Source organism: Paenibacillus glycanilyticus NBRC 16618 (assembly GCF_004000805.1).
GTDB lineage: Bacteria > Bacillota > Bacilli > Paenibacillales > Paenibacillaceae > Pristimantibacillus > Pristimantibacillus glycanilyticus.
On record NZ_BILY01000003.1, the window covers coordinates 146,685 to 160,057 of the forward strand.

Consider the following 13,373-nt stretch of genomic DNA (forward strand, 5'->3'; position numbering starts at 1 on the left):
CCCGAGGCTGATACAGCAGCCTCGGTCTTTGCCTTACAATTTTTTTGACAACTTGATAGGAGGAAATAAATTGGACTTTATATCTAGAAGCGAACACTACCGCAATCTACAATATCAACTAGAAAGAATTAACGAACTGCCTTGGTGCGAATACATGGAACTCAATAAATCATTACCAGAAGAAGCAGGTATAATTTTGCTTTATAATGATGCAAAAGAGCTAATTGGTTATTCTGCAGCTACTAACAATATCCAAAGAAGAGCAGGAGAACTTCTTGAAGATGAAAGATATAAGGAGACAGTTTTCATCAGGTACACACTAGAAGATGACTCATATATCAGATTTTCTACAAGGACCGAGATAAAGCACTTAATTCAAATACTAAACACGCCCGTAGAAAAGTTTGAAAATGTACTAGATGATACCGATCCAAGGATTCTTGAAAAATATGATGCATTAAAGAAATTGACCGAAAGCAATTAATCTTAATAGAACTCCGTTACTAATCCATCATCTCAAATGTTATCCCCGGAGCCCACTGGACGGGTTCAGCCATAATTGCGAGTTTCTGCTCCAGATCTTCGGGGTTATTTATTTCCGTGTCTTGTACATGTGTTTTGGATTATGATATAGCCTCTTTTATTTGAAGAAATCGAAATACTACTCGTTACCACGAGCTTGCTCAAAGGCCAGACGACAGGTAATCTTTCGGATTAATTCCATCCGGTACCCGCCATCCATTGGCGGCTACTCTATCAATCAGTTTCTTAGCAGAATCAAATTTCCATGTCCCGACATGCTCGAAACCGCGGCTTTCCAAGAAGCGGATCTGCTTAGGTGTTGTTAACCCTTCGATCCTGCGCTTATCAAGTCTCTCCAAGAGCAGTGATGCCTTGCCCGCATTCTCAATCTCGTCAGGCAAGATGCCGAGCTTTTCAAGCGTATTGACTTGTGACTCGCTTGGAGGGGCCATTTCCCAACCGAATGCCGGCACATAACTAGACAAGTCTTCTGCTTGAATACTCATTTCAAATTGAAGCGGATCCACAAGCGTCCGTTTCCGTCGCTTCATCTCTTCAAGCTGCTTTGCCAACGATTCCTCGCGCTGAGCAATAACGTCCTCAACTGCTCTCTTTTCAACAAATTCAAGGTCCATAGGCACAGCGGCCGCTTCGATCTGCTTAGTCATGGCCTGAGCAATTTCCTCATTCTCAGCAATCAGGTGAGCAGGATGACAAAGCTCATGGCGCTCCGTATGCCACAGGAAATCTAGCAGAAGTAATTCAGTTTTTCGCGGATGAAGTCGGGTACCACGCCCAACCATCTGACTATATAAGCTGCGCACCTTCGTTGGCCGCAACACGACAACGCAATCGACACTTGGACAATCCCAGCCTTCCGTTAGGAGCATAGAGTTACACAGAACGTTGTATCTGTCCTTATCAAAATCGGCCAATACCCCAGCCCGATCCTTTGATTCTCCATTCACTTCAGCTGCTTTGAATCCAATTGAATTTAGAATATTCACAAATTTCTGACTGGTTTTTACCAGCGGAAGAAATACGACAATCTTTCGATCCTTGGCTACCTTCCACATTTCTGCTGCTATTTGATCCAGGTAAGGATCTAGTGCGGTGCCGAGATCCTGAGTCTTGAAGTCTCCGGCCTGCTGGCCGACCGCTGATAGATTGATCTGGAGAGGAATGGTCATCGCCTTGATCGGGCTAAGGTATCCTTCCTTGATCGCTTTTGGGAGCGTGTATTCATAGGCTAGTGATTCGAAGTAGGATCCCAGGTTCCGCATGTCGCCGCGGTCCGGCGTGGCCGTTACTCCAAGCACGTTAGCTTTATTGAAATACTGCAGCACCCGCTGATAACCGTCGGAGATACAATGGTGCGCTTCGTCGATGATGATCGTATCGAAATGGCTTTCTGCAAACTGGCGAAGCCGTTTATCCCGCATTAACGTTTGGACACTGCCGACAACCACCCTGTACCAACTGCCAATCGATGTATTCTCAGCCTTCTCTGTTGAACATATTAAGCCGGTTGACTTCTCGAGCTTATCTGCTGCCTGATCCAACAATTCCCCGCGATGCGCCAGAACAAGCACTCGCTCACCTAGGCTTACGCGATCTTCAATAACCTTCGAGAATACGATTGTCTTACCGCATCCGGTAGGGAGGACCAGCAACGTACGCTGGACCCCCTTCTTCCACTCGGCCTGAATAGATTCGCGTGCTTCCTGCTGATATTTCCTAAGCTCCATTGCACGCCCCTCCTAGAACTGACCTTGTTGCCATCCGCCTTGCTGACCTTGCGGAGGAGGGAACGGAGTTTGTTGCTGGTTATAGCCATTCTGTGGCGGAGGCTGTTGCTGATATTGTTTCTGAGGATAGGGCTGCTGATATTGTTGTTGTCCGGATGGCATATCGTCTTTCGCATAGAACGTTTTGATCTGATTATTCGTTTTCGCTTTGCCATCATTGCCTTGGAAATTGTTGATCTCCAATTTCAGTCGACCTTTAGATCCGATAACTGTTTGCCAGTTCATCCGCAGCGGCTCACCTTTCTTTTTCTGGCCGATGCCGGCAAAGAAATTAGACAAAAGACCTTCAGTTTTCGTGTGAAGGAACAGGTTGTGGAATACGACCACATCGCCATGTTCCGGAGAATGAACCGTGATTTCCAGCTTCGCTTGATTGCAGGCAGGCATCTTTGCACTACCGGCGAAACGTCCGCGTTCGAATTTTGTAACGGTGAAGTTATAATCGCCTTCCGGCAGGACGACGAACTCGCCGCCGTCCTTCTGAATCTCGTCGTCCCATCCTAATTCACGTTCAGTATTCTGGTTCATTTATGATTCCTCCTGAGGATTATTGGTTAAAATGGCTGTTCTGCTCTCGCCGTTTGAATCATGGCATATACCTTATCCCACGCGCCAACCAGCACGCCGTCAATAAATTGAGGGTCATAATTGGCGATTGGTGTATGCATTGGATAGTACCCTTTCAATCCGACTACGGTTTGAATCTCAGCTTCATTGACCCTGTGCTGAACCATCAAATCACACAGCGACGCCGGAATGCTTGGATTAAGCCCTTGTTGTGGCTGTGCCGGCGGCGGACTTTGCGGCGCTGGTTGTGATGGCGGTGGTGGCGGAGCTGCTTGCTGTTGTGTTGCCTGCTGTGATGGAGCTGGTTGTTCAGGCTGACTATCAGCTGGCGGAGGTGTAGCTGCTTTGTTGAAAATGTGCGCCAGATAGCCAAAATCAAGCGGGAACTCATCAGGCAGACCATGACGGTTCTTTGCGTCCCACGCTGGATGATGCGTTGCGTAGACTGTGCGCGCGCCGCCCTGGCCTTTATTCTTTTTGCCTTTATCGTCGGTAGCCACACTGAAGGTCTTGTAATTGATAAACAGGACCATATCAGCCCATTCCTTAACGAGCGCTGCTGTACGAGAGCCGGTCTTCTGGCCAAGCTTGAGCTGATACCGGTCATATGCTCCCATCTCGTCCGGCTGTTCGAATTTAACGATCTGAGCGTGAGCAGTTAGAACGACATTGATCCCTGACTCTACAACATCACTGAGAAGATTCAGGAAGCGTCCAAGCTCCTCGGCCACGAAGATATAACCTTTTCCATAGCCAAAGTCTTCTATGCCTTTTTTCGCGTGAGCAGCGCAGATGCTTTCGACACACAACATTTCGGCCCAATCGATCGTATCGATAACAAGTGTTCCGAACTGGCTACCCTGCTGTTTAACCCATTTAACTTGCTGATTCAGCATTTCCCAGCTAGTCGGCTTCGGCAGCCGATCTACATCCATTTCCGTTGTGGATCCTTCTGTATCGATAAAGATCGGCCGCGGGAACTGTCCGGCCAGAGAGGACTTGCCAATCCCCTCAGGACCATACAGAACGACCTTCTTCGCTTTTTGTACTCTACCGCTGATGACCTGCATTAAAATACACCTGCTTTCCAAGATGGACCGGGATCAATCTCGCCTGGAGGTTGCTGAAGCTGTACGCCTTCCTGGCCTGTAACATAGCCATCCTCGATGACGATTGAGCATTCCTCTCCGGTGCTGACACGCGTGGCGATCGCTTGCAGACCTTCCTGCTTAAGCCACTGGCCGAATTCTTTCAATGTCTTCATATCCATTTGCTCGAGCTTATCGAGAAGGATGAAACCGCAATCCGGTTTAAGTTTACGAACGATCGATGCAGCGACAATCAGCTGATCCGCGCCGCTGATATTGTCCCAGCGCTGGCCATTGTACAGGAGCTCGCCACTTTCGACCGACAATCCCGGCAACGGTAGATTCGCATTGGTGAGCAGATCCGTCTTTTGCTGGCGGATTGCTGTGATTTCAGAAGACAGCACGTCGTACTGCTGGCGATATTCGCCAGCATCCGTTTCCGCTTTGTCCTTGTCCAAGTTAGCGCGCACCTTTCGATTGATCTCGTCTATTTGGCGGATGTTGTTTTCCAGCTCTGTGGTCGACTCATCAAGTAGGTCGAGCGCATCCTTCTGAGCGATCGCCAGATCATTTTGCAGCTGTCCGTACTTCTCCTGAGCGGCGTTGAGCATTGCCGTCAGCCGGACAACTTCCCGCCCCTGCTGTTCATATTCGGCTTGAATCTGTGCCACACGCTGCCGTTTCCGCTGGTTCTCCCCATTCCTAGCCAGAATCTCCTGCTGCTGCAGAATCAAATCCGAAGCGGAGACAGGCTCCTTCGGCGCATCTGGGAAGTATGGCTGCTCCTTGGCGAACTTCGCCTTCTGGTCCGCGATCTGCCCGATGGCATGCCGGCGATTGTATACCTCTTGTTCCTTCTGCTCCAGCTCAAAAAGTTGATTGCCTACGCCGATGATTCGGAGTAGGATGTTCGCTTTTTCCTTGGAGCTGGCGTTCATGAATTTCGGAAGGTCAATGGCCAGTTCCTCAACAAAGCTATCCAGCAGCTGCTGTCCGCCTTTCTGGCCGTTCGGATCGATTACCTTTAAATCGTTGTTCTTGCCTTTTCGCTCAACGATCAGGCCGTTGGAAAGCACGATGTGAAGGTATGGGGGAACGACGGATCCGGTCCGCTCAGCCTGGGAAGGGCGGTATTTATTACCGCCGAGCCCCCAAGCGATAGCATCCAATACGCTGGTCTTGCCCTGTCTGTTGTCGCCGCCGACAATAGTAAGTCCGTTTTCTACCGGCTCCAGCTTCACGGCTTTGACGCGTTTTACATTCTCAATTTCAAGCTTATTAATTTTGATCATCTATTTTTTTCGCCCACTTTCTTTGATTCGTTTTACAACTGTATCTATATCTGAATCCATAGCATAAATAATTTTTTTATTAGGGCTGAGTAGCTTATACCAATTGCGGGCAACTCCCCAATGATCGGTTACCTCACCGATCTCGCCGGACTTAAGCTTCACGATGTCACCCTTGAAGCAAATCATCGATTGGGCTTCGGCATGTTTTCAAGACAATCTGAACAGAAAAGTTTCTCTTTGAAAGTCGATAGGTTGTCTACGTTGCCGCAAGTAAGGCACCCCGGAGCGTATTTACGAAGCACAATGGACTCGCCGCCCATAACGTAAAACTCAATCGGATCGCCTTCTTTGATATCCATAGTCCTGCGCAGCTCCATCGGAATAACAACACGGCCGAGATCATCCATTCGACGGACAATACCTGTAGCTTTGGTCATTGATTTTCTCCTTCTGTCAGTGGTAAACTGAGCATAAGAATATTTTCATGCGAAGGTCATTCAAGGCTCCTACCCCTTGATGGCCTTTTTTCGTTTTGCATTATTCCAAGCAGCGAACTCCAAACATACCATTCGCTCATCACAAGTTAACTGCAACCAGACTGAACCCGTAACCAACATTTATTTATTCACCTCCTTTCAATGGTCTTGATGTCACTTTCTGATCGCTTATCCACCGAAGTAAAAATTCACGAGTTTCTTTAGCTGGGAAATACCATTTACCACCGATCTTGTATTTAGGAAAATTAGAATCAAAAAAGAAGTTGGCTTGAATTGTTTCTAGGCTCATACAGGTACGGCGCTTCAGTTCGTTGGTATCCCAAAACACCATTTCCGCATCAACTTCCTTAACTAGCTCCATCACTCTTCTCCGAATGATCTCCTTTGTTTCCACTTCATCAACCTGCACCGTAATCATTCGACACCTCCAGTCAGTAATTTACTTTTCAAGTCATGCAGTCCCTTGCTCCTCTTCCTTTTTAAAAAGGTAATCTAAGGACATTTCAGGGAAAAGTGCGGATTGAATTTTAAAAGCTTCATCAATCAACAAAGGAGATTTCCCATTTAACTTACTCGAGATAGTAGCCGCGCGAGTTTTCAAAACAGGGACCAAGTCCTTCTGCTTTAAGCCCTTTCGGGCTAACTCAGCTGCGAGGTTAGGGTACAATGGATTCACCTCCTAGGAGTTACGATGTGTCGTAACTCATGAATCCAATATATACGACATATAGTAATTAGTCAACAAAAAAACTAGAATTAGTTACTACAGGTCGTAATTCTTGCTTTACACATATCCTTTTGTGTATTATTATGATTATAAAATTACGATAAATCGTAATAGAATATCGAAAGGTCGTGTACAATTTGGAAAGAGGAGAATATCTTTTAAAAGTGATCGAGGAAAAAGGGTTTAATGTAATGAGCCTATCTAAAGCCTCTGGAGTTGCTTATACGACAATTAGATCAATGATTGAAAGAAATTTAACTAATGCATCCATAGATAACGTTTTAAAAATCTGTGCGGTTTTGGGGATTAAAGCGGAGTCATTGAATGAGGAAAACCTTGGCGAGACTTCTGAACCTAAAACTATCGCAGCTCACCATGACGGTGATAAGTGGACTCCTGAAGAACTGCAAGAGATTGAGGACTTTAAAAAATTTATTAAATCAAAACGTCAAAATACAAAGTCACCTCAGGAGTGAAGCCATGCTATTTGAAAAGCTGCTTAATGAAGCGGACAAGCACAGGGTTGAGGTATTTGAGAAGGGGTTACTTCCGCGGACTAAGGGGCTTTACGGGGATAATATTATTTGGATTAACCGCTTCCTCCCCACTATCGCTGAGAAAGCTTGTATCCTCGCGGAAGAACTCGGACATCACCATACATCCGCTGGAAATATCCTGGATCAATCCGATGTAAGACATCGCAAACAAGAGGTTAGGGCCAGACGATGGGCTTACGAGAGGCTTGTCCCGTTAAAATCAATTGTAAAAGCACATCAAAACGGTATTAAAAATCGACATGAACTCTCTCTCTTTCTAAACATCACAGAAGATTTCTTACAGGCAGCGATCAACTACTACATAGATAAATATGGCCTATCCGCGCATGTTGGAAAGTACACTGTTATTTTTGAACCACTTGGGGTTTTGGAGTTATTTGAATTCTAGATTTCTACGCTTTCCAGCCGGAAGGCTGTTTAGTCATAGCATCAAACCGAACATATGTTTGTTAGGAGGGATAAAGTGGCAAATTTTAAGAAGCACGGTACTGGATGGGAATATCGATTAAAGTTTAAAGACCCATTTACACAGGAGAAAAGAGAAAAATCAGCTCGAGGTTTTAAAACTAAGCGTGAAGCAGAATTGGCAGCAGCGGAGTTTATGAGGAAGTTTAATCAAGGATATGAAAAGACTGATATGGCATTAGTTGATTTTCTGTACAATTGGATTGATGTTTATAAACGAGGCGTTGTTCGTAAGAACACAATTCAAACGTACCTAAATAGTATTGATAACCACATTAAACCGTACTTTATTAAACTCATGGTAAATGATCTAAAGCCTGATATGTACCAAAAATTCCTTGATCACTGCATCGATAAAGGCTTAGGCCGAAGAAGTGTAGAGATCATCCACTCCACTGTGTACGGAGCCCTGGAACGAGCAGTAATTCAAGGTAAACTTGAACGCAACCCATGCAAAGGATCTATTATTAAAGCGAAACAGAAAAGAAAAGATGTTTACTTTATCGACTCAAATGAGATACCTTCGTTCTTACAGGCCGCGCATAATTATGGATACATCTATTGGATCTTTTTCAAACTCATGATTGAAACCGGAGTTCGTAAAGGTGAGGCCGCAGCTATCCGATGGAGACACATTGATTTCGTAAATCAAACAATACAAGTGGAGAAAACATTAGATTTTACAGCGGATGATGAAGACGAGGAAGAGTTATTTGGAGAAACCAAAACAGAAAAATCTGATCGTATTATAAAAATCAGTTCGGGGCTAGTTAATGATTTAAAGTTTCATGCCAAATGGCAGGAACAGAATAAGCAGAACCTGCTCGGGATGTATCGCCACGATCTAGAATTGGTACTGTGCCGGAAAGACGGCAAACCGATGCCTAAATCATCTTTGTTCAATGCCTTTTCGCGGATCCTTAAGCGAGCTGATCTCCCTTCCCTACCGATTCACTCCCTCCGTCATACGTGTGCTGTCTTAATGCTTGAAGCCGGAGCAGATATGAAATTCGTCCAGGAGCAGTTAGGCCACGGCAGTATCCAGATCACTTCTGATGTATATTCGCACATCTCCAAAAAGCTCGAACAGCGCAATATGGAGAAGATTGATGAGTACAAAGATAAAATTTTGGGGGGCGTTTGGGGGGCACCACTCAAAGAGCAGTAACCACACCTCAAAATGCCCCCCAATCAAAAACCTCGTTTTACCGCGCCAATACTAGCTTTTTACCCCTTAGTACAGCGTCAGATACTGATCGCGTTCCCATTGATGTACTTGTGTTTTGTACATGTCCCATTCGATTTCTTTCAGTTCGTAGAAATGGGCAAGAGCATGTTCGCCAAGCGCATCGCAGATCACGTCGCTGCGAAGCATTTCGTCGAGCGCTTCCTTCAGATCGGAAGGAAGGCTTGGCACGCCGGACTCCAGGCGCTCCTCTTCCGTCATGATGTAGATGTTGCGGTCTACAGGAGCCGGAAGCGTCGTTTTGTTCTTGATGCCGTCAAGGCCGGCTTTCAGCATTACGGCAAGAGCCAGATACGGGTTGGCAGCCGGGTCCGGGTTGCGAACCTCGATACGCGTGCTAAGTCCGCGGGAAGCCGGGATACGGATCATTGGCGAGCGGTTGCTTGCCGACCAAGCTACATAGCAAGGTGCTTCATAACCGGGAACCATCCGCTTGTACGAGTTAATGGTAGGGTTCGTAATAGCCGCCATCGCGCGAGCATGCTCGAGGATGCCTGCCATGTAGTAACGTGCGGTTTGGCTAAGGCCCAGACGATCCTTCTCGTCATAGAATACGTTTGTGCTGCCTTGGAAGAGCGATTGGTGACAGTGCATACCGGAACCGTTTACGCCAAACAGAGGTTTCGGCATAAAGGTGGCATGGAGGCCATGTTGTCTCGCAATCGTCTTAACAACAAGCTTAAACGTTTGAATTTGGTCTGCGGCTTTGATCGCATCCGCATATTTGAAGTCGATCTCATGCTGGCCTGGAGCAACCTCATGGTGGGAAGCTTCAATCTCGAAGCCCATTTCTTCCAGCGTCAATACGATTTCACGGCGGCAGTTCTCGCCCATGTCCATTGGCGCAAGGTCGAAGTATCCGCCCTGGTCATTCAGCTCGGTTGTAGGCTCGCCGCGCTCATCCGTTTTGAACAGGAAGAATTCCGGTTCCGGACCAACGTTCATCGCCGTAAAGCCCATTTCTTCCGCCTCTTGCAGCGCACGCTTCAGAATACCGCGCGGGTCGCCCGCAAACGGAGTGCCGTCAGGCATATAAATATCACAGATCAGGCGGGCAACGCGGTCTTGCGCAACCCATGGGAATACGACCCAAGTATCCAGATCAGGGTATAAGTACATGTCAGATTCTTCGATACGAACGTAACCTTCAATGGAAGATCCATCGAACATCATTTTATTGTCTAATGCTTTATCCAGCTGGCTTACCGGAATCTCTACGTTTTTGATCGTTCCGAGCAAATCGGTAAATTGAAGACGGATAAATCGTACGTTCTGTTCCTCCGCAATGCGTTTAATATCCTCTTTTGTGTAGCTCACAGCATTCATCTCCTTCAAAAGAATTGTGAAGCAATTCTTGCTTCGGAAGCATACGCTTAAAGAATTGCGAAGCTATTCTTACTTCGTAAGCATAAACTTAAAGAATTGTGAAGCAATTCTTGCTTCGTAAGCATCAGCTTTAATAGGACATGCTAGCGCTTGTTCAAGAAACGGGACAACTGGCCTTGAATAAGCGAAGCCTGGCCAGGGCGTTTCTCCAGCAATTGCTGCTTGAGAAGGCGGTGCAGCTGCGCATCGGAAAGCTCCTTGCGCTTCACTTCGGATTGCTCGCTTACGATTGTTGCATCATCCGATTCTTTTGAAACCGGATTCATGACTTGCTTAATGCCGGCGATATTAACGCCTTTTTCGATTAACGCCTTAATTTCCAGTAACCGTTCAACGTCATTAAAAGAGAACAGTCGCTGGTTGCCCGCCGTTCTGGCGGGAACAATCAATTCATGTTGCTCATAATAACGAATTTGACGCGCCGTTAGATCCGTCAGCTTCATTACGATACCGATCGGAAATAAGGCCATGTTTCTACGAATATCGTCACCCATGTCGCATCAACCTTCCAGTCGCTCATTTATACACCTATCATAACGCCCTACCAAAAACGTGTCAAGTTGTGTTAGGTTTAATTACGTTTAATTATGATAAGCCCGTTGTTAATGAGTCGACGTAACGCTGTGAGAACACCAAACTTCGCATGGGCAAACGTCAAACCGCCTTGCATATAAGCAATATAAGGCTCGCGGATAGGCGCGTCCGCAGACAATTCAAGGCTTCCGCCCTGAATAAACGTCCCTGCCGCCATAATGACGGGATGTTCATATCCCGGCATGTCCCATGGCTCGGGCACAACATGCGAATCTACTGCCGCAGCCTTCTGAATACCCTGTACAAAAGCGATCAACTGCTCCGCACCGCCAAAACGGACAGCCTGTATAAGGTCAGTACGCGGCTCAGACCAATGCGGTTTCGTTTCAAAGCCAAGCTGCTCGAACATTGCCGAAGCAAATACGCTTCCTTTAACAGCTTGTCCAACCAAGTGCGGCGCCAGGAACAAGCCCTGATAAATACCTCGCAGCGTGTCAAGCATCGCGCCAACTTCGCCTCCGATGCCAGGCGCCGTAAGACGGAAGGCAGCCTGCTCCACCGCAGCGGCAGTACCAACGATGTATCCCCCGGTCGAAGCAAGGCCGCCTCCCGGATTTTTGATAAGCGAGCCCGCCATGAGATCAACCCCAACCTGGGTTGGCTCCAGAAGCTCGGTAAATTCCCCGTAACAGTTATCTACAAATACAAGCACATCCGGCTTGATTTGCTTCACGCGCTGAACCATATCGCCAATCTCGGCAACGGTAAATGACGCCCTCCAGCTGTAGCCTCTCGATCGCTGAATGCCGATAACCTTCGTCCGCTCGTTAATGCCGGCTTCTATGCCGGCCCAATCCAGACTTCCGTCCTCGTGCAGAGCCACCTCGTTATAGCGGACGCCCCAATCCTGCAGAGAGCCCGTCCCGTCTCCGGGCTTGCCGATCACCTTGTGCAGCGTATCGTATGGCTTACCTGTAATGTAAAGGAGTTCATCCCCCGGCCGGAGCACGCCAAATAACGCGCACCCGATGGTGTGCGTACCCGATACGAAATGCGGACGCACAAGCGCCGCTTCCGCTCCAAATACATCCGCGTAGACCAGATCAAGCACCTCACGGCCCCGGTCATTGTAGCCATACCCCGTTGAGCCGGTAAAATGAAAATCGCTAACCTGATGCCGCTGAAACGCCCGGATCACCTTCCATTGATTTTTTTCGGCGATACGGTCAATGGAACGAAGCTGGCCTGCAGCCAGCTCCTCCGCTTCGTCCGCTAATTTTTCAAGTTCATTCCATACGGATTCATTGTCTTCCTGCGCATTGTAACTCATTCTAAGCCTGTCTCTCCCTTAAGTTAACGTAAACCCTATTCTATTATTCAATATACGGCTGAAGCTTATAACCGTTTTGTTCGTATGCCTGACGGCTTACCTGTACGGTCAGACGCAAGGATTCGCCATCCTCGCTCACTTCGTTGCCCACTACTTCCCCGCTGCGGTAAGCAAGTGCAATCAGGTCGCCGCGATCCGCCGGCAGAATAAACGCAACCGTGTCGCCGGTCAATTTATCCTGAATTTTATTCCGCACGAGCTCGAGGTCGTCTTTTTGATACGCGCTGATAACAAGCGTGTCCGTGCCCGGCGTCGGCAATTCCACGTGATTTTCTTCGCAAAGGTCTTTTTTATTGTAGATCGTTAAGCTAGGCGTTCCCGCCGCTCCTAAATCGCCAAGAATTTGTTCCACGACTCTCATCTGCTCCTCGCGCATTGGCGAGCTGCCGTCAACGACGTGGAGTACCAGATCAGCTTCCAGCACTTCCTCCAGCGTAGCGCGGAATGCCGCGACAAGGTCATGAGGAAGGTTCTGAATAAAACCAACCGTATCCGTTAGAACGACCTCTCTGCCGTTCGGCAACTCCAGCGTACGGGAAGTCGGGTCAAGCGTGGCGAACAGCTGGTTCTCCACATAAACGTCAGCGCTTGTCAGTTCACGGAGCAGCGTAGATTTTCCGGCATTCGTATAGCCTACAAGCGCAACTTGAATAACGCCAGATTTCTTCCTTCTCTCCCGGTGCAGCTTCCGGTGGCGAACCACTTCGTCGAGCTGCGCCTTCAGATCGGAAATACGGCCTCTAATATGACGCCTGTCTGTCTCGAGCTTGGATTCGCCCGGACCTCTCGTTCCGATCCCGCCGCCAAGCCGCGACAAATTCTTGCCGTGGCCCGACAACCGAGGAAGCAAATAGCTGAGCTGGGCAAGCTCAACCTGGATGATGCCTTCGCGAGTCTTCGCCCGCTGCGCGAAAATATCCAGAATAAGCTGCGTCCGGTCCACAATTTTCAGATCCAGCGTTTCCTCCAGATTCCGAACCTGCGCACCGGACAGCTCTTGGTCAAATATCGCCGTTGTCGCTCCCAACTCGTCGGCAATCGCTCTTAATTCTTCAACCTTGCCCTTGCCGATAAACCATTTGGTATCGGGGGCTTCTTTATTTTGCACCATCGTAGTCAGCACTTCGGTTCCCGCCGTCTCGGCAAGCGCAACAAGCTCCTCAAGCGAATGCTCCGGATCGCTAATGCCACGCTTAATATTCGGGGTAACCAAGCTGACCAATACAGCGCGTTCCAGCATCGTAGCCGTCGTATTAAATGTTTTTTCTCGCATGTTTGCTCCTTCTAGAGTGGA

At 47.8% G+C, this 13,373-nt stretch carries 15 protein-coding genes; 4 read left to right on the plus strand and 11 right to left on the minus strand.

Annotated elements, in window-relative coordinates:
* The first annotated feature begins 70 nt into the window (after positions 1-70).
* Positions 71-484 carry a hypothetical protein gene (locus PGL01S_RS03335; protein ID WP_127491368.1) on the plus strand — a complete coding sequence of 138 codons (414 nt, stop codon included), beginning with the start codon at positions 71-73 and terminating at the stop codon, positions 482-484.
* A gap of 199 nt (positions 485-683) precedes the next feature.
* On the opposite strand, the gene PGL01S_RS03340 is transcribed toward PGL01S_RS03335, so the two are convergent.
* The 7 genes from PGL01S_RS03340 to PGL01S_RS03370 form a co-directional block, all read right to left on the minus strand.
* Positions 684-2,270, minus strand: coding sequence for a DEAD/DEAH box helicase (locus tag PGL01S_RS03340; protein WP_127491370.1), 1,587 nt, complete (start codon positions 2,268-2,270; stop codon positions 684-686).
* A 12-nt stretch (positions 2,271-2,282) separates the two neighbouring features.
* Positions 2,283-2,858, minus strand: a complete 576-nt coding sequence (locus PGL01S_RS03345; protein WP_127491372.1) for a hypothetical protein — start codon at positions 2,856-2,858, stop codon at positions 2,283-2,285.
* 26 nt (positions 2,859-2,884) lie between these two features.
* The gene (locus PGL01S_RS03350) at positions 2,885-3,967 is read right to left on the minus strand and encodes an ATP-binding protein (RefSeq protein ID WP_127491373.1); all 1,083 of its coding nucleotides are present in this window, start codon (positions 3,965-3,967) and stop codon (positions 2,885-2,887) included.
* Positions 3,967-5,277 (minus strand): AAA family ATPase, encoded by a 1,311-nt coding sequence (locus PGL01S_RS03355; RefSeq protein ID WP_127491375.1) that lies wholly within the window; start codon positions 5,275-5,277, stop codon positions 3,967-3,969. Before PGL01S_RS03355 ends, PGL01S_RS03350 begins: the two co-directional genes overlap by 1 nt.
* 182 nt (positions 5,278-5,459) lie before the next feature.
* On the minus strand, positions 5,460-5,714 hold the full coding sequence (locus PGL01S_RS03360; RefSeq protein WP_127491377.1) for an AbrB/MazE/SpoVT family DNA-binding domain-containing protein: 255 nt from the start codon (positions 5,712-5,714) through the stop codon (positions 5,460-5,462).
* Positions 5,715-5,898: 184 nt separating this feature from the next.
* Positions 5,899-6,192 carry a group-specific protein gene (locus tag PGL01S_RS03365; protein WP_127491379.1) on the minus strand — a complete coding sequence of 98 codons (294 nt, stop codon included), beginning with the start codon at positions 6,190-6,192 and terminating at the stop codon, positions 5,899-5,901.
* A gap of 33 nt (positions 6,193-6,225) precedes the next feature.
* Complete coding sequence (locus PGL01S_RS03370) at positions 6,226-6,441, minus strand: XRE family transcriptional regulator (protein WP_127491381.1); 216 nt, start codon at positions 6,439-6,441, stop codon at positions 6,226-6,228.
* A 224-nt stretch (positions 6,442-6,665) separates the two neighbouring features.
* Here PGL01S_RS03370 and PGL01S_RS03375 point away from each other — a divergent pair, with 224 nt between their 5' ends.
* The 3 genes from PGL01S_RS03375 (at position 6,666) to PGL01S_RS03385 (ending at position 8,691) form a co-directional block, all read left to right on the plus strand.
* Positions 6,666-6,977, plus strand: a complete 312-nt coding sequence (locus PGL01S_RS03375; RefSeq protein WP_127491383.1) for a helix-turn-helix domain-containing protein — start codon at positions 6,666-6,668, stop codon at positions 6,975-6,977.
* A 4-nt stretch (positions 6,978-6,981) separates the two neighbouring features.
* Entirely contained in the window at positions 6,982-7,446 is a 465-nt protein-coding gene (locus tag PGL01S_RS03380) for a M78 family metallopeptidase domain-containing protein (protein ID WP_127491385.1), read from the plus strand.
* A 75-nt stretch (positions 7,447-7,521) separates the two neighbouring features.
* Positions 7,522-8,691 (plus strand): site-specific integrase, encoded by a 1,170-nt coding sequence (locus PGL01S_RS03385; RefSeq protein WP_127491387.1) that lies wholly within the window; start codon positions 7,522-7,524, stop codon positions 8,689-8,691.
* 66 nt (positions 8,692-8,757) lie between these two features.
* Here the strand turns inward: PGL01S_RS03385 and glnA are convergent, their stop codons facing one another.
* The 4 genes from glnA to hflX all read right to left on the minus strand — a co-directional run bounded on the left by glnA (position 8,758) and on the right by hflX (position 13,352).
* Entirely contained in the window at positions 8,758-10,086 is a 1,329-nt protein-coding gene (gene glnA, locus PGL01S_RS03390) for a type I glutamate--ammonia ligase (protein WP_127491389.1), read from the minus strand.
* A gap of 152 nt (positions 10,087-10,238) precedes the next feature.
* On the minus strand, positions 10,239-10,649 hold the full coding sequence (locus PGL01S_RS03395) for a MerR family transcriptional regulator (protein WP_015844216.1): 411 nt from the start codon (positions 10,647-10,649) through the stop codon (positions 10,239-10,241).
* Between the two features lie 77 nt (positions 10,650-10,726).
* The gene (locus PGL01S_RS03400; RefSeq protein WP_127491391.1) at positions 10,727-12,019 is read right to left on the minus strand and encodes a methionine gamma-lyase family protein; all 1,293 of its coding nucleotides are present in this window, start codon (positions 12,017-12,019) and stop codon (positions 10,727-10,729) included.
* Positions 12,020-12,062: 43 nt separating this feature from the next.
* Positions 12,063-13,352: a GTPase HflX gene (gene hflX, locus PGL01S_RS03405; protein WP_127491394.1), complete on the minus strand. Its 1,290-nt coding sequence runs from the start codon at positions 13,350-13,352 to the stop codon at positions 12,063-12,065.
* Positions 13,353-13,373: the final 21 nt, after the last annotated feature.